This window comes from Aeromonas genomosp. paramedia, from assembly GCF_023093515.1.
Taxonomy (GTDB): Bacteria; Pseudomonadota; Gammaproteobacteria; order Enterobacterales; family Aeromonadaceae; genus Aeromonas.
In genome coordinates this window covers 259,766-275,394 of record NZ_JAAROG010000017.1, presented here as the reverse complement: position 1 = coordinate 275,394, position 15,629 = coordinate 259,766, and the positions used below count along the sequence as shown (strand labels likewise).

Here is a 15,629-nt window from a genome sequence, read left to right as displayed (position 1 = left end):
ACCATGAGCACAGCCCGCTCAGGGGGTTCCGTCATTGAGCTGCTTGCGAATGTGATGCTGCAAGACCGCCAGCATGGAGGCGCCGGAGAGGCCTATCATCAGGGCGCCGTTGACCGCCTCCAGTGGCCCGAGCAGCTTCCACTGCGGGCTCATGACGATGTCGCCATAGCCCAGGGTGGCGAAGTTGACCCCGGAGTGGTAGACGGCCTCCTGCAGGGTGTCGAACTCCCCGAGCCACAGGAAGAGCCCTCCCCAGACGCCGATCTGGGCCAGGTTGCCCAGCATCACCAGGGTGATGATGCCAAACAGCGCCAGCATGCCGGCCAGGGCCCCTTCGCGGCGATGGAACCGCCTGACATAGAAGCGGATGCACCAGACGGAGACCAGGGATTGCAGCAGCATGTTGACCAGGATCACCGGGATACCGACCAGAAAAATCGTAAACATATCAATCTCCTAACTGGGATTCCGTCAGCGGGCGGCCGACCGGCCACCACTGCTCGAGCAGCAAGATACACAGCCAGCCATAGCCGGCCACCACCAGATAGAGGCCGCAACGCATGGCGGCCGCCAACCACACATCCTTGCCGGTGGCGCTGTCCTCGATGGCCGGGCCAAACAGGATGAGCGCCGTGATCCAGGCGTTGCTCCAGAATGAGGGCGGGAAGCGCCCCGCCACCAGCCGGATCAGACGCCGCGCCAGCCACAGGGTCATCAGGGAGAGCATCAGCACCAGCATCAGGAGCGAGGGCCAGAGGCTGAGTCCCATCCAGAGTGCGAATGCCAGCAGGGCGCCCGCCAGGGTCGAGAGCACCAGCTCCTGGCCCGCCTGTCTGGCGTTGAGGGAGGTGCTCTGCTGGGCCAGCGCCACCGTCTTCATCACCGCCGGAATGTAGAACGCCGGGTTGCCGAGGGCCAGCAGCCACACCGGCAGCACGATGGCGACGGCGCGCAGCGCCAGCCGCTCGGGATGTTCGGGAGGCAATGGCACCGGCCTTGCCGCCGCCCCTGCCACCGGCAGGGGGGGGAAGAGCGCGTGGGCCATGCGGTTGACCAGGGTGCCTATCAGGATCCCCAGCCCCATCATCTGGGCGATGGCGATGGCAAGGGACTGCTCGATGAGCCCGGCCACCGGGATCACCGTAATGGCCATGATGAGCAGCATGGCGGCGGCCCCCTTGCCGGCCATCGACTGCTGCATCAGCAGGTAGAGCAGCAGGGCGATGAGCAGCACGGCCGCCAGGGCATAGTGGGTCAGCAGGGGGACCAGTAGCACCCCGGCGGCCATGATCCCCAGCAGCAGTAGCCCCCCTGCCAGCCCCTTCTTCAGGCCAAGGGCCTCCCCGGGTCGGCACAGCACCACCCAGGCCATGATGACGCCGAGGTGGGGCATGGGCAGGGCCAGGCCGTAACAGATCCCCGCCGCGAGCCCGATGCCGGTGCCAATGCGCAGTACAGCCCTGTCGGCGTTATGCATATGGCGCCTCAATAGAGGAAGGAGAAGAGGCTCATCAGCCGGATATAGAGCGCCCCCAGGAAGTGCATCACCCCGCTCTCGCCGGTGTAGACCAGCACATCGGCCTGGCCGCCGACCCGCAGCGCCTCGACCGGCGGAAAGTCGTCACTCTGGAAGGCGACCTTGACCGGGAAACGCTGTGCCTGACGCAGCCAGTCGCGGTTGTTGTCCACCGTGGGCAGGGCCCCGGCGGGCTGGCTCTTGCCATCGCCCACCCCGTAGCCGACGCTGCGGATCTCCCCCTTGAACAGCTGTCCGGGCAGGCTGTCGAGCAGGATGGCGACCTTGTCCCCTGGCCGAATGTTGCCGAGGTTGTTCTCCGTCAGATCCGCCGACACCCAGACGTCGTGGATGGCGATCAGTGTCATGGCCGGTGCGCCGGCCCCGATGAACTGGCCTGCATCTGTGCTCAAGTCGGTGATGAGCCCCCGACCCGGTGCCACCACGCGGGTGTTCTGGCGATCCAGCTGCGCCTTGTGGACCGCCGAGCGGGCGCTGAGCAGCTGGGAGTTGTCATCGCCGCTCGCTCCGGCGGCCTCGATGGCGCGGCGGACGTCGGCCTCCGCTGCCGCCACCTGGCTTTTGGCCGTCTCGCGACTGGCCTGGGCCACCTCGAGGCGACGCACCGAGATGGCGCCCGGATCCTCGCGATAGAGCCGCTCCTGGCGCTCCGCATCCTTGGCCGCGTTGTCATAGGCGGCGCGCATGGCCATCAGGGAGGCCTCGGCCGCCTTGACCCCTTCGGTGTTCGCCTTGACGCCGCTCAAGACCGTCTGGTAGTCGGATCTGGCCTTGGCCAGGGCGATGTCATAGGGCTCGGGATCGATGTCGAACAGGGGGGAGCCTGCCTCCACGTCCTGGTTGTCGTGAACATAGACCCGCTTGATCTGGCCGGACACCTCGGCGGCGACGGGGACCACGAAGGCCTGCACCCGGGCCTGGGAGCTGTATGGCGTCAGCCGGTCCGCCAGCAGATACCAGATGAGCAGGAGGAGGATGGCAGCCAGCAGCCCTAGGGTGGCGCGGCGGCTGGCCTGGCCGGGAGATGCAGTGCTGTCAGTCATGGGAGCTTGCCTTCTGTGTCATGGGAGAGTGAGTTGCGTCGAGCAGGGGCGCCCAGTCGGCGCGCGTGCGCAGCTGGGCCTCCACCGTCGAGCAGGGGCGCCCAGTCGGCGCGCGTGCGCAGCTGGGCCTCCACCTCGGGGGTCACCAGGGGACGTTCGCGCCCCTGTTCCCAACCGCCACCCAGTGCCTTGTAGAGTGTGATGAGATCCCGCATCCGGGCGCCACGGCTGTTGACCAGGCGCTCCTGCTGGTTGAACAGGGCGCGCTGGGAGTCGAGCACCCGCTGGAAGTCCGCCATCCCCTCGCGATACTGGGTGTTGGCTATCTCGAGGGAGCGACGGGCGGCCTCGCCGGTCTGGGTCAGCAGGACGATCTCGTCCTGGCCGTTGGCGTAGGCCACGGCCGCGTCATCCACCTCGCGGGCCGCCTTGAACACGCTGTCACGATAGCGCTCGTGCAGTTGCTGGAAGCGGGCGTCCTGCACCAGGATCTGGTTGCCGAGCCGTCCCTGATCGAGCAGGTTCCAGCTGAGCGAGGGACCGACGGCCCAGGAGAAGGTGCCGCTCTCCCCATTGGTGGCGTTGATGCCCAGGGTGCCAAGCAGGGTGATGGAGGGGTAGAGCTCGCTCTCGGCCACGCCGATCAGGGCCGACTGGGCGGCCAGTTGCCGCTCCGCGACCCGCACGTCGGGACGCCGGCGCAGCAGATCGGCCGGCATCTCGGTGACCAGGGCCAGCTCGCCCTGAGGGATCTTGCCGGTGTTGGTGGCCATCTCGGGCAGGGGGCCCGGGGGCCTGGCAATCAGGGTCGAGAGGGCATTCTGGCTCTGGCGCAGGCTGGTCTCGAGTTGCGGAATGCCGGACAGGGTGCCGAGGTACTGGGTCTTGGCCTGCTGCACGTCCAGCTCGGCGCTGTTGCCGCTCTTGAACAGCCGCTCGGTGATCTCCAGGCTGCGCTGCTGGAGGCGGGCATTCTCCCGGGCTATGTAGAGGCGAGCCTCCAGGGTGCGGATGCTCACATAGAGCTGGGCCACCTGGGCGGCCATCAGCACCTGGATGTCATCATACTGGGCCAGGGTGGCGAAGTAGTTGGCATCCGCCGCTTCGATGCCGCGTTCGAACTTGCCCCAGAAGTCGAGCTCCCAGCCGAGGTTGAATCCGGCGCCATAGCTGCTGCCGGCGCTGCTGTGGCCGCCCCGGGTCTGCCCGGCTTGCAGGAACTCGCCCGTGCCCACGGTAGCCTGGGGGCCGAGCAGGCTCTCGGCGATGCCGAGCTGGGCCTGGGCCTCGAGGATCCGCAAGCCGGCGATCCGCACATCCGGGTTCTTGCGCAGCGACTCCTCGACCAGGGCACTCAGCACGGGGTCGTTGAGGCGGTTCCACCATTGGCGATAGTCGGCGGTTGCACTCGCCTGCTGACCCTCGCTGGCGCTGTGCCAGCCGGCCATCTCCTCGACTCTGGGGGCCTGATAGTCGGGGCCCAGCACTGTGCAGGCACTCAATAACAGGCATGTGCCCCCCGTGAACAGGGGGCGCATGGTGTGACGTTGGACGGCCATGGGGTTATTTATCCGCAGATGCCAGACCTTCGTTGACCCAGGCCATGAAGATGCGATAGCCGATGGAGAGCAGGGTGGCGCCGATGAACATGCCGAGGATGCCACTGGTCGCCATGCCGCCAAGGGCGCCCAGCAGCACCACCGGCATGGGGGCATCGACACCGCGACCCAGCAGCAGCGGCTTGAGCACGTTGTCGGCCATGCCCGCGACGATCAGCAGGACGCTGTAGATGATGTTCACCGCAGTGCCGTGATCACCCGTGCTCCACATGTAGGCGATGGCGGGAGCCGTCACCAGGATCACGGGCACCTGGGCGATGCCGAGGATCAGCGCCAGGACGAAGAAGATGCCGACAGCCGGGATCCCCGCCAGCATCATGACGATCCCCGCCAGCAGCGCCTGGATGAAGGCGACCCCGATGACCCCTTGAGCGACGGCACGTATGGTGCTGGTGCACAGCTTGGTCAGCGCCAGCCCCTTGCGTTCATCCGTGATGCGCATGGCGATGCGATCGGCGCTCACCGCACCCGGTGCGCCCCAGGCCATGATGATGCCGGCCACGATGAAGGAGAAGACGAAGCCGAGCAGACCGCCTCCCATGCTGGCCAGGATACCGACGACCTTCTTGGCGAGGTCCCCGAGCTGCGGCTGGTAGCTGATGATGAGGCTGGGCAGGTCCACCGAGGCCTTCAGCCAGACGGCATGGAGCTTGGCGCCCACCAGCGGGATGTCGGCGATCTCGGCGGAGGGGGCCGGGATCACCAGGGTGTTGTTCTCCACCTTGTCGACCAGAGCGCTGACGCTGTCACCCAGGGAGCTGATCATGACCACGGTAGGGGCCACGATGAGCAGGATGCCGAGCAGCACCAGCAGGGTGGAGGCCCGCCCCTGCTTGCCGCCCAGGCGTGCGGCAAAGCGCTGGTGGAGGGGATAGAGGGTGACGGCCAGGATCAGCGCCCACAGCATCATGTTCATGAAGGGAGAGAACACGGTGAAGCAGAAAGAGCCCAGTGCCAGGATAAGGCCAAACTTGATGAACATATCCAGGAATCTGGCAACCAACCTTTTTTCGACTATGGACAGATCGTTATTTTCCATTCTGGTATGACTCCGACGGGGGATGAGCACACAACCATGCTGGCCCGACATAGATGTCGGGCCAGCAGGCATGGGTTGTGCAGTAATAAATAACACTGAGTTCAGCGCGTGGGGGGCACGCTGACCTTGCCTGCATTTAATGTATGGCATAGGAACTCAATGTTTAAAAAAATATTTAACCGATTGATATTAGGTTGATTGCTTCTACAACTTCAGCGGGGCCAGAGAATAAAGAGTCCCCTCGTGCCGCACAAGCGAACAGTTGTTCCCAGTTTGGCTTGGGTTCAGAAAACGGGGAAAGTTTTCCCATATAAAATAGCCGCCCAAAAAAGAGCTTCGAATGGGGAATATTATTGTTTGCTCATAAATAGCTATTTCTGCTGCCAGCAACGGCATGCCGTGGATGATGTGTCCGCCGCACTGAGTTTTGTGTTAATGGGGGGGACGTTTTATCCTATTGGCTCCTGCGCTGCGCTGGCGGCGACTCAACCCGGGATAAAATCTATGCGTCTCCTCAAGCCCTCTCCTGTGTCTCGCGTCCCTCGTCTGCTGGCCTCGTTACTGGTGGGCGTAGGTGCTCTGCTGCTGGCTGGCTGCGGCCCGGACACCCCGGCCCCCGCATCCTCCCCAACCGAGGTGCAGCAGGAGGCCGGGGCACCGACCTCAGTGGTGCAGGCCAATGCCCGCCAGTATAGAGACGCCCCGGCGCTGGCGCTGGTCTTCTCCGGCCCCTTGGCGCCCAAGGCAAACTGGCAGAGCTGGCTCACGGTCAGCGAAGGGGGCAAGCAGGTGCAGGGGGAGTGGATCCTGGCCGACGATGGCCGTACCCTCTATTTCCCGAACGTCCAGCCTGACAAAAGCTATGAGGTGAGTCTCAAGGCGGGGCTGGGCCCAGCCCCCCAGAGCTGGACTCTCAAGACCCGGCCGCTGGAGGCGGGGGCCTCGTTTACCGCCAGCGGCATGGTGTTGCCCCTGCGCGACGAGCTGCGCCTGCCCATCAGCGCGGTGAACGTGGACGAGGTCAATATCGACTTCTTCCGGGTCGATGCCGAGTATCTGCCTCGTTTTCTGGCCGAGTATCGCCCCGGTGCCGGCATGGGCAACTGGGATCTGGAGCAGGTCACCCGGCGAGCCAAGCGGGTGTTCAGCGGTCGTTATGCGCTGGAACTCGATGCCAACCGGCGCGAGACCCGCCTCATCAATGTGAAGGAGCCGCAGCTGGCCGAGGCCGGGGTCTACTTTGCGGTGATGTCTCCCCTTGGCAACTACGACTGGCGTAAAGAAACCACCTATTTCGCGGTGAGCGACATGGGGCTCAGCGCCCGCCGCTACCGGGATCAGCTGGAGGTATTCGTCAGCTCCCTGGCCAGCGCCGACCCGCTCAAGGAGGTGCAGCTCTCCCTGCTCGACGAGAAGGGCAACCGGCTGCAGGTGCAAAATACCGATCCCCAGGGCCATCGCCGCTTCGATCAGGTGCAGGGGGCCCGGCTGCTGCTGGCCGAGCAGGGCAAGCATCTGGCGGTGCTGCGTCTCGATGGGGCGGCCCTCGATCTCTCCACCTTCGATCTCGGCACCCAGCCCTGGCAGGCACAGCAGCTTTATCTGTTCAGTGGGCGGGATCTCTACCGCCCCGGCGAGCGGCTCGACAGCGAGATCCTGCTCAAGGGGCAGGATGGCCAGCTGCTGCCCGGCATGGCGGTGGAGCTGGAGGTGAAACAGCCGGACGGCCAGCTGCTCGAGCAGAAACGGCTGCTGCCGGACAACCTGGGCGCCGCCCATTACGGCCTGCGGTTGCCGGACGATGCGCCGCTCGGGCGCTGGACCATCACCCTCAAGACATCGGCAGGCAGCCGTTTCGAGTGGCCCTTCCTGGTGGAGGAGTTTCTGCCGGAGCGGCTGAAACTGCAGCTCGGCAAGGGGCCGGAGGGGGAATTGCAGAGCCCTGACGCCGCGCTCACCCTGCCGCTGCAGGGGGACTACCTCTACGGCGCCCCGGCGAGCGCCACCAAGGCGAAGGCGGAGGTGAAGATAAGCCGCGCCGCCATGCCCTTTACCCAGTGGCAGGAGTTCACCCTGGGGGACGTGCTGCTCGCCGAGCAGGCCAAAGAGCCGGAGCCTCTCAATATCACCCTCAATGAACAGGGGCAGGGGACTTTCTCGCTGGCGGATGAGCTCGATGGGGTGCGCGCCCTCGGGCCGCTGGCCGTGGCCTATCGGGTGTCGCTCGCCGAGCCCGGTGGCCGCGCCGTCAATCGCAGCCGCACCCAGTATGGCTGGCCAGCGGGCAGCCAGTGGCCTGCCCTCAAGGCCGATTTCGTGGCTGATCGGGTGGAAGGGGGCAAGCCGCTGCCCTTCCAGATCCTCAACCTCGACGACAAGGGGCAGCCAGTGGCGGGCGAGGTGAAGGTGCGCCTCATCAACGAGTACCGCGACTACTACTGGCACTACGCCGACGGCGAGGGGTGGAAGTACGAGTTCAACAGCCAGCCCTATCTGGAGCAGGAGCAGACCCTGCAGCTGGACGGCAAGGGGCCGACCCCGCTCACGCTGCAACTGGCGGCGGGCTGGTATCGGTTGGAGGTGGAGAACAGTCAGGGCCATCAATCCAGCCTGCGGCTGGAGATAGGCAGTTACGCCTGGGGCGGCGGTGGCGAGCAGGCGCGGCCCGACAAGATTGCCATCACCCTCGACAAGCGCGCCTATCAGGCGGGGGACAAGGCCAAAGTGACCCTGGTGGCACCGCGCCCCGGCAAGGGCTTGCTGATGGTGGAGGATGGCGACGGCCTGCGCTGGTGGCAGCGCATCGAGCTGAACGCCGAAGGTGCAGGGCAAGGGGAGGGGCGCGGCGAGTTCGAGATTCCGGTCAGCCCCGAGTGGCAGCGTCATGATCTCCATATCTCGGCCCAGATCGCCGTCCCTGACAGTGAGTCGAGGCCGGCGAGCAGCAAGGGAATACCGAGCCTGCGCTCGGTCGGCCTGGTGCCGCTCACCCTGGATCGGGAAGCGCGCCGTCTGCCGCTCACCCTGAGCGCGCCGGACAAGGCGGTACCGCTGACCCGACTGGAGGTGACGGCGACCTCCACCCCCAACAGTCAGGGCCGAGTGGTGCTGGCGGCGGTGGATCGGGGCGTGCTCAACATCAGCGACTACCAGCCGCTAGACCCGTTCGAGATTTTCTTCGGTCGCAAGCGCTTCGCGCAAGATTTGTTCGACAACTACGGTCAGGTGATCCCGCCTCAGGATGGCAAGCAGGCTCGCCTCAACTACGGGGGGGACCGGGCGCCGCTGAAAAAGGGCGGCGCGCTGGAGAGCCGGGTCGAAGTAGCCGCGCTCTGGAGCGGCGAGGTGAGTTTTGACGAGCAGGGCAAGGCGGTGATCCCGTTGGACCTGCCCAACTTCAACGGCGAGCTGGCACTGATGGCGCTGGCCTGGAACGAACGGCAGGTGGGCCAGGCCGATCGCGCCGTCAAGGTGGTGGCGCCCCTGGTGGCCGAGATCGGCTGGCCGCGCTTTGGCGCCAGAGGGGATGAGACCCGGGCCCTGGTGCAACTGCGCAACATGAGCGGTGAGGATCAAACCCTCTCCCTGGCTTGGACCCTCAATGGCGGGCTCAAGGCAAATGGCGAGCTGCCCGGCACGCTGTCCCTGAAAAACGGCGAGGAGCAGTGGCTGACTCTGCCGCTCACAGTGACTGGGGCTAGCGGCGTGGCAAGCCTGCAACTGGCGGCCAGCGGCAAGGATTTTGCCATCAGCCGCGACTGGTCGCTGCCGCTTCGCTCCCCCTGGCCTGCCCAGACTCGCCAGCGCTACCAGATGCTGCCCCCCGGCCAACAGATGAGCTTTGCGCCAGCTGAGCTGGCCGGGCTGGATCGCGCCAACCTGCAGGGGCTGCTCAGCCTCTCCGGCACTCCGCCCTGGGATCCGGCAGCCCAGTGGCAGGCGCTGGCCGACTACCTCTACGCCTGTCTGGAGCAGACCCTGTCCCGTGCCTGGCCTTACTTGCTGACCACGGCGGATGAGCGCACCACCTGGAGCAAACCCGCAGAGGGCAAAAAACCGGCGAGCGAGGCAGATGTGCAGCGCGCCCTGCTGCAACGGCTGCAGCGGTTGCAACTGCCAAGCGGCGGCTTTGGCCTCTGGGATGGTCGCTCCGACGAGGAGCAGTGGCTCACCGCCTATGCAGCCGACTACCTGCTGGCGCGCAAGGAGGCGGGCGATACGGTGCCGGAGGCCATGCTCAGTCAGGCCCTGAACCGGTTGCAAAGCTATCTCACCGACAGCCAATACGGCGAGCGCTGGAGCAGTGCCCCCGAGCACAGCCGACTGGCCTATCAGGCCTACAGCGCCTATGTGCTGGCCCGGGTGGGCAAGGCGCCGCTCGCCACCCTGCGCCTCATCTGGGAGCAGCAGGCGGATCACGCCCGCTCGGGCTTGCCGCTCTTGCACCTCTCCCTGGCCCTCTCGGCCATGGGGGATGAGCAGAACGCCGCCAAAGCCCTTGCCCGGGCGCTGGCGACCGAGCGCGGTGAGGACTATCTCGGGGATTACGGCTCGCCCCTGCGCGATCAGGCCCTCGAGCTCTCCCTGCTGCGCCAGCACAAGCTGGCCGAGGAGCGCTGGCCTGATCTCAGCGCCAAGGTGGCCGACACCCTGGCCCACCGTCAGTGGCTCAGCACCCAGGAGCGGCTAGCATTGCTGCGGCTGGCGCAAGTTGATCCTGCCGCCGACTGGCAGGCCAGGGTCGACTCACCCCTTGGCAGTGAATCCCTGACCGGTTCGGCCGCCTTGCTGCTGGGCGCCCCCGAGGCGCTGGCAGTCAGCGGGGTCACCAACGAGGGCAAGGGATCCCTCTATGTGCAGCGCACTGTGATCGGCTACCCCGAACAGGCTCCTGCCCGGTTGAGTCAGGGGATAAGCGTCACCCGCAGCTGGTTCGACAGCGACGGCAAGCAACTTGATCCGGCCAAGGTACGGGTCGGCGATCTGGTGGTGGTGCGGCTCAATGTGAGCAGCGAGCAGGCGGTGCCCGATGCCCTGCTGGTGGAGATGGTGCCCGCCGGCTTCGAGCTGGAGAACCCGGCCCTTGGCAACAGCATCAAGCTCGAAGAGCTCTCCATTGAGGGGAAACCGGCGTGGCAGAGCGAGTGGAACGACTACCTCAAGCATCAGGAGTTTCGTGACGACCGCTACACGGCGGCGCTGGATCTGAGTGCGGGGGGCAACCAGCAGCTGGTCTACCTGATGCGGGCGGTGACGCCGGGCCGTTATCAGGTACCACCGACCCAGGTGGAGGACATGTACCGGCCTGAGCTGCGGGCAGTGGGTGAGGATATCCACGAGGTGATCATCTCTGAGTAATCTTCCCTCCCTCGAGCGGGTTCGCCCGCTCACTTTCTGGCAGCGTGGCTGGCTGAAATTGAGTCGCAGTGGCCGCGCTTGCTGGCGCTGGCTTGACCGTCTGCCACCCTGGCTGCGCTGCTCGGTGCTGGGGGTTGTAGCCCTGTTTCTGGCGCTGCTGGCGCTCGATCGCATTTTCCCGCCGCCGCCACTCGACCCAGCCTATGCGCGGGTGGTGCTCGACATGAAGGGGAGGCCGCTGCGGGCCTTTGCCGACACCAGCGGCGTGTGGCGCTACCCCGTGACCCTGGAGCAGGTCTCCCCCCGCTATATAGAGGCGCTGTTGGGCTACGAGGATCGCCATTTCTGGCGCCATCCCGGGGTCAATCCGGTGGCCATGGTGCGCGGGGTTTGGCAGTGGTTGCGCCATGGGCGCGCCGTGTCGGGGGGCTCGACCCTCACCATGCAGGTGGCCCGCCTCATCGAGCCCTACCACAGGAGCGTGCCCGGCAAGCTGCGCCAGATGGCGCGGGCGCTGCAGCTGGAGTGGCATTATGACAAGCGCACCCTGCTCACCGTCTACCTCAACCGGGCGCCATTTGGCGGCAACCTGGAGGGGGTGCAGGCGGCAAGTTTTGCTTATCTCGGCAAGAGCGCCGCCAAGCTGACCCATGCCGAGGCTGCGCTACTGGCAGTGCTGCCGCAGGCTCCCAGCCGCAACCGGCCGGACCGACATCCCGAGCGGGCCCGCGCCGCCCGGGACAAGGTGATGCAGCGACTGGTGGCGCAGGGTGCCTGGCCCGAGCAGGCGTGGCAGGAGGGGCGCATCGAGCCTGTGCTGGCCCGCGGTCACTTCACGCCGATGGAGGCGCCGCTCTTTGCCCGTCTCGCCGCCGATAATCAGGCCGGGGCGCTGGTGCACACCACCATAGACGGGGATCTGCAGCGCTGGCTGGAGGGGCGGGTGGCGAGCTATATCCGCCGCTTCCCCGAGCAGACCTCCGCCGCCCTGCTGCTGGTAGACAACAGCACCATGGCGGTGCGCGCCTATGTGGGCAGCGCCGAGTATGGCAATTTGCGCCGCCACGGTTATCTCGACATGGTGCAGGCGATCCGTTCTCCCGGCTCTACGCTGAAGCCCTTTATCTACGGTCTGGCGATGGACGAGGGGTTGGTGCACTCCGCCTCCCTGCTCTCCGATGCGCCGAGGGTGGGCTCGGATTACAGACCCGCCAACTTCTCCGGCGCCTTTCAGGGGCCGGTGACTCTGGCTCAGGCGCTGCAGCAATCCCTCAACGTGCCAGCGGTACAGGTGCTGGAGGCGCTTGGGGCCGACAAGCTGGTCAGCCGCCTCGACAACGCCGGGGTGCGGCTCGCGCTTTCGGACAAACCCAACCCGGCCATTGCGCTGGGGGCGGCAGGCATTCGGCTCGAGCAGCTGGTGGCGCTCTACAGCGCGCTGACCCGGCAGGGGCAGGTGGCCATGCCGGTCTGGCTGGCGGGGCAGCAGGCGGTGTCACGCCCCTTGCTGAGCCCGGGGGCGGCCTGGATCATCTGGCAAATATTGAGCGCCCAGGGACGGGCGGATCAGCCCTTTGCCAGCGAGGCGACCGGCCGGGTCAACCGACTGGCCTGGAAGACCGGCACCAGTTATGGCTATCGCGACAGCTGGGCCATGGGGGTCTCCGGTCGCTGGACCATAGGCGTCTGGCTGGGACGCCCCGACGGCACCCCCATGCCCGGTTTTTACGGCCAGAGCGCGGCGGTGCCGCTGCTGCTCTCGGTCTACTCGCGGCTCTCGGACAACAGCCCTCTGCCGGTGCAGCCCAATACGGTGAGCGAGGTGGAGATCTGCTGGCCGCTGGGGCGCCAGGCGAGCGCGACCCTGCCAGAGGCCTGTCTGCAGCGTCAGAGCGCCTGGTTGCTGGAAGGGAGCGATCCGCCCACCTTGCCGGATCCCATGGACTGGCCCTCGCCGCTGCGGCAAGTGGCGTTGACCAAGGAGGGCAAGCCGACTCTGACCCGCTGCCAGGATGCGGCGCAATCCGGCGTTCGGGCGCTCTGGCCGCTGTCGCTGGAGCCGTGGCGTACACCCGGCGAGCGGCGCCAGGCGCTGCTGGCAAGCGGTTGTGCGGGGGAGGGGCGAAGCGCCGAGCTGCAGGCCCCCATTCGCATCCTGGCACTGGGGGAGGGCAACCTTATTCGCAGTCAGCGTTACCGGTTGCAACCCAAGGTGTTGGGCGGTGTCGGCAAGCCGGCCTGGTTTCTCAACGGACAGCGGCTGCGCTGGGACGGGGATCAGGTGCTGAGCGAGGCAGGGCGCTACCAGCTGGTGGTGGTGGACGAGGCGGGCAACAGCGATCGCATCGAGTTTCGATTGGAGAACCCCTCCTGAGAGGGGCGAGTCAAAGGGGCTACCCGTTCAGAGCGACAATATTTTGACGGCAGCCTCTGTGCCTAAGCGGGCTCAGGGTTTGACCTGACCCAGCCGGGTGAAGAAGTGCTGGCTCTTGCGCTGGTGGAAGTGGCTCTTCTTGATGGGATGGAAGACCAGAGTGCTGTCGGGATGACTCTCCTTGAGCCTGTGGATCATCGCCATGGCGGGCAATGAGCAGCTGACCAAGGTGGTGAGTGGCAGGCTGCGGGTCTGCGGGCCCAGCAGCTGGTTGAGCCCCTGCTGCGCCTGCTCGAAGCGGGCCAGTATCGCAGGGTCGGCGTAGCCGCTGCCAAGCATGGCGAGCAGGGCATCCAGAGCCTGGTGGAAGGCCGCCAGCTGCTGGCGAAAACCGCTGCGCCCGCGCAGGGCAATCAGCTCCGCAAAGGAGATCTCGGCGAGGTGAGTGGGCACTTGCAACGGGATCTCGAGGTGGAAGCAGTCCTGGCCGCCCCGATTGTGGTAGCGGGATTCGAGCAGGTGAAGCAGCCGGTCCAGGTAGTCGTGATCCGTGATGAGGGCCCCCTCATTGGCGAGCGCCCACTCACGGGCGAGGCGCATGGAGAGCAGGTTGGCAAAGCGCCGCGCCATTCTTATCCCCCCATCATCCTGGGTCGCAAAGCCTTGGCTCAGGCAGAAACCGTGCAGCCGCTCCAGACCCGGCTGGGCGGGGCAGAAGCAGTCGTGGTTGGCACGCTGGCGCCAGCGCGTGATCAGCTCCTTGTTGCCAAACACCTTGTGACGGACGAAGTCGGGGGCGACAAGGCCGGCAATCTGGCTCTCGACCTGGGGCGTGATGGCGGCAAAGAAGGCGGGCTCGGGCGGTTCGGTCAGCAGGTCGCTCTGCTGGCGCAGGGTATCGAGCAGGGCGGTGAGGCCGCTCTTCTCGCTGACGGTGAAGACGAAGGCGAGCCGCTCCAGATAGATAAGAGCAAACTTGAGCCAGAGTTCATCCCGTACTTCCATGCCGGGGTAGTAGATATAGGTCTTCATCGGATCGTCAGGGTTCAAGCCGGTGGCCAAGGCGCAGGCTCGGGAATATACGCAAGATTGCCGCCTTGCGGCAAACATTGCGTGGGAAAATATGCCGTTGCCTGGCCAGTAGGCGCTGGCGCCAAACTTCTGATATAATTCGCGCCCTTAAATCAAGGCCACCCGAGTCAACACCATGAAGTTCATTATCAAGCTGTTCCCCGAAATCACCATCAAGAGCAAGTCAGTGCGTCAGCGTTTCACCAAGATGCTGCAGGGCAACATCCGTAACGTGTTGCGCCGCTTTGACGAAGACGCCCGTGTGCGGATGGACTGGGACAAGCTGGTAGTGAGCTCCCGCAACGATCAGTTCCACGCCCAGTATCTCGAGACCCTGGCCTGTATCCCTGGCATCCAGTACTTCCTCGAAGTGAAGCTGAGCAACTTTACCGATCTGCACGACATCTTCGAGCAGACCCGCGCCGTCTGGGGCGATCGCCTGAAAGGCAAGACCTTCTGCGTGCGCGCCCGTCGCGTCGGCAAGCACGACTTCAGCTCCCTGGAGCTGGAGCGCTATGTGGGTGGCGGCCTCAACCAGCACTGTGAAACCGCCGGTGTGCGCCTTAAAAAACCCGATATCCAGGTCAACCTGGAAGTGGAAAACGACGAGCTCTACATCATAAGTGCGGTCCACCACGGCATGGGGGGCTTCCCCATGGCGACCCAGGAGGACGTACTGAGCCTGCTCTCCGGTGGCTTCGACTCCGGCGTGGCCTCCTACCAGTTCATCAAGCGCGGCTGCCGTGTGCACTACTGCTTCTTCAACCTGGGGGGCGCCGCCCACGAGATCGGTGTCAAGCAGGTCGCCTATTACCTGTGGAACAAGTTCGGTGCCTCCCACAAGGTGCGTTTCACCGCCATCGACTTCGAGCCCGTGGTGGCCGAGATCCTCGAGAAGATCGACAACGGTCAGATGGGGGTGGTGCTCAAACGGATGATGATGCGCGCCGCCGGCCAGGTGGCGGACACCTTCCAGATCCCGGCCCTGGTGACCGGCGAGTGCGTGGGCCAGGTTTCCAGCCAGACCCTGACCAACCTGAACGTCATCGATCGGGTGACCGACAAGGTGATCCTGCGCCCGCTCATCACCTGGGACAAGCCGGACATCATCAGCGAAGCCCGTCGCATCGGCACCCTGGAGTTCGCCGAGACCATGCCGGAGTATTGCGGCGTCATCTCCAAGAAGCCGACCGTGAAGGCCGAGCTCTCCCGCATCGAGGCGGAAGAGGCCAACTTCGACTTCGCCATCCTGGACAAGGTGGTGAGCGAAGCCCGCTATCTCGACATCCGTCGCATCGGTGAAGAGACTGCCGCCCAGGTGCAGGAGGTGGAGACCACCCAGGTGCTGGCCGCCAACGAAGTCATCCTGGACATCCGCTCCAGTGATGAGCGCGACGAGAAGCCGCTGGTGGTGGAAGGGCGCGACGTACTGCACATCCCCTTCTTCAAGCTGGCAACCGCCTTTGGCGATCTGCCGAAAGAGCAGACCTACCTGCTCTATTGCGATCGCGGCGTGATGAGCAAGCTGCAGGCGCTCTATCTGAAAGAGCAGGGCTTTGACAACGTCAAGGTGTACCGCCCCTGATAG

The 15,629-nt window shown here is 65.5% G+C and carries 9 protein-coding genes; 3 read left to right on the top strand and 6 right to left on the bottom strand.

The window, feature by feature from the left end:
• Positions 1 to 18: 18 nt before the first annotated feature.
• Genes HB860_RS11765 through HB860_RS11745 form a run of 5 tightly spaced genes read right to left on the bottom strand, consistent with a single transcriptional unit; the run spans position 19 to position 5,181 of the window.
• The gene (locus HB860_RS11765; RefSeq protein ID WP_247626768.1) at positions 19 to 447 is read right to left on the bottom strand and encodes an ion channel; all 429 of its coding nucleotides are present in this window, start codon (positions 445 to 447) and stop codon (positions 19 to 21) included.
• Between the two features lies 1 nt (position 448).
• Positions 449 to 1,477 (bottom strand): hypothetical protein, encoded by a 1,029-nt coding sequence (locus tag HB860_RS11760; RefSeq protein ID WP_247626767.1) that lies wholly within the window; start codon positions 1,475 to 1,477, stop codon positions 449 to 451.
• An 8-nt stretch (positions 1,478 to 1,485) separates the two neighbouring features.
• Entirely contained in the window at positions 1,486 to 2,580 is a 1,095-nt protein-coding gene (locus HB860_RS11755) for an HlyD family secretion protein (RefSeq protein ID WP_139434158.1), read from the bottom strand.
• Entirely contained in the window at positions 2,577 to 4,139 is a 1,563-nt protein-coding gene (locus tag HB860_RS11750) for an efflux transporter outer membrane subunit (RefSeq protein ID WP_247626766.1), read from the bottom strand. Before HB860_RS11750 ends, HB860_RS11755 begins: the two co-directional genes overlap by 4 nt.
• 4 nt (positions 4,140 to 4,143) lie before the next feature.
• Positions 4,144 to 5,181, bottom strand: a complete 1,038-nt coding sequence (locus HB860_RS11745) for an AI-2E family transporter (protein ID WP_241672722.1) — start codon at positions 5,179 to 5,181, stop codon at positions 4,144 to 4,146.
• A gap of 561 nt (positions 5,182 to 5,742) precedes the next feature.
• Between HB860_RS11745 and HB860_RS11740 the strand changes: the two genes are divergently transcribed.
• Together HB860_RS11740 and pbpC are read left to right on the top strand one after the other, a co-directional pair.
• The gene (locus HB860_RS11740) at positions 5,743 to 10,596 is read left to right on the top strand and encodes an alpha-2-macroglobulin family protein (protein WP_247626765.1); all 4,854 of its coding nucleotides are present in this window, start codon (positions 5,743 to 5,745) and stop codon (positions 10,594 to 10,596) included.
• Positions 10,597 to 10,648: 52 nt separating this feature from the next.
• The gene (gene pbpC, locus HB860_RS11735; RefSeq protein WP_247626939.1) at positions 10,649 to 12,970 is read left to right on the top strand and encodes a penicillin-binding protein 1C; all 2,322 of its coding nucleotides are present in this window, start codon (positions 10,649 to 10,651) and stop codon (positions 12,968 to 12,970) included.
• 72 nt (positions 12,971 to 13,042) lie between these two features.
• Here pbpC and HB860_RS11730 read toward each other — a convergent pair whose 3' ends face one another.
• Positions 13,043 to 14,002 (bottom strand): hypothetical protein, encoded by a 960-nt coding sequence (locus HB860_RS11730; RefSeq protein WP_247626764.1) that lies wholly within the window; start codon positions 14,000 to 14,002, stop codon positions 13,043 to 13,045.
• 175 nt (positions 14,003 to 14,177) lie between these two features.
• Between HB860_RS11730 and thiI the strand changes: the two genes are divergently transcribed.
• On the top strand, positions 14,178 to 15,626 hold the full coding sequence (gene thiI, locus HB860_RS11725) for a tRNA uracil 4-sulfurtransferase ThiI (protein ID WP_139434152.1): 1,449 nt from the start codon (positions 14,178 to 14,180) through the stop codon (positions 15,624 to 15,626).
• Positions 15,627 to 15,629 lie beyond the last annotated feature (3 nt).

Bases quoted from the DNA above. Each gene is read 5' to 3' on its own strand.
- HB860_RS11765 (WP_247626768.1), bottom strand. From the start codon at position 447: ATGTTTACGATTTTTCTGGTCGGTATCCCGGTGATCCTGGTCAACATG.
- HB860_RS11760 (WP_247626767.1), bottom strand. From the start codon at position 1,477: ATGCATAACGCCGACAGGGCTGTACTGCGCATTGGCACCGGCATCGGG.
- HB860_RS11755 (WP_139434158.1), bottom strand. From the start codon at position 2,580: ATGACTGACAGCACTGCATCTCCCGGCCAGGCCAGCCGCCGCGCCACC.
- HB860_RS11750 (WP_247626766.1), bottom strand. From the start codon at position 4,139: ATGGCCGTCCAACGTCACACCATGCGCCCCCTGTTCACGGGGGGCACA.
- HB860_RS11745 (WP_241672722.1), bottom strand. From the start codon at position 5,181: ATGTTCATCAAGTTTGGCCTTATCCTGGCACTGGGCTCTTTCTGCTTC.
- HB860_RS11740 (WP_247626765.1), top strand. From the start codon at position 5,743: ATGCGTCTCCTCAAGCCCTCTCCTGTGTCTCGCGTCCCTCGTCTGCTG.
- HB860_RS11730 (WP_247626764.1), bottom strand. From the start codon at position 14,002: ATGAAGACCTATATCTACTACCCCGGCATGGAAGTACGGGATGAACTC.
- thiI (WP_139434152.1), top strand. From the start codon at position 14,178: ATGAAGTTCATTATCAAGCTGTTCCCCGAAATCACCATCAAGAGCAAG.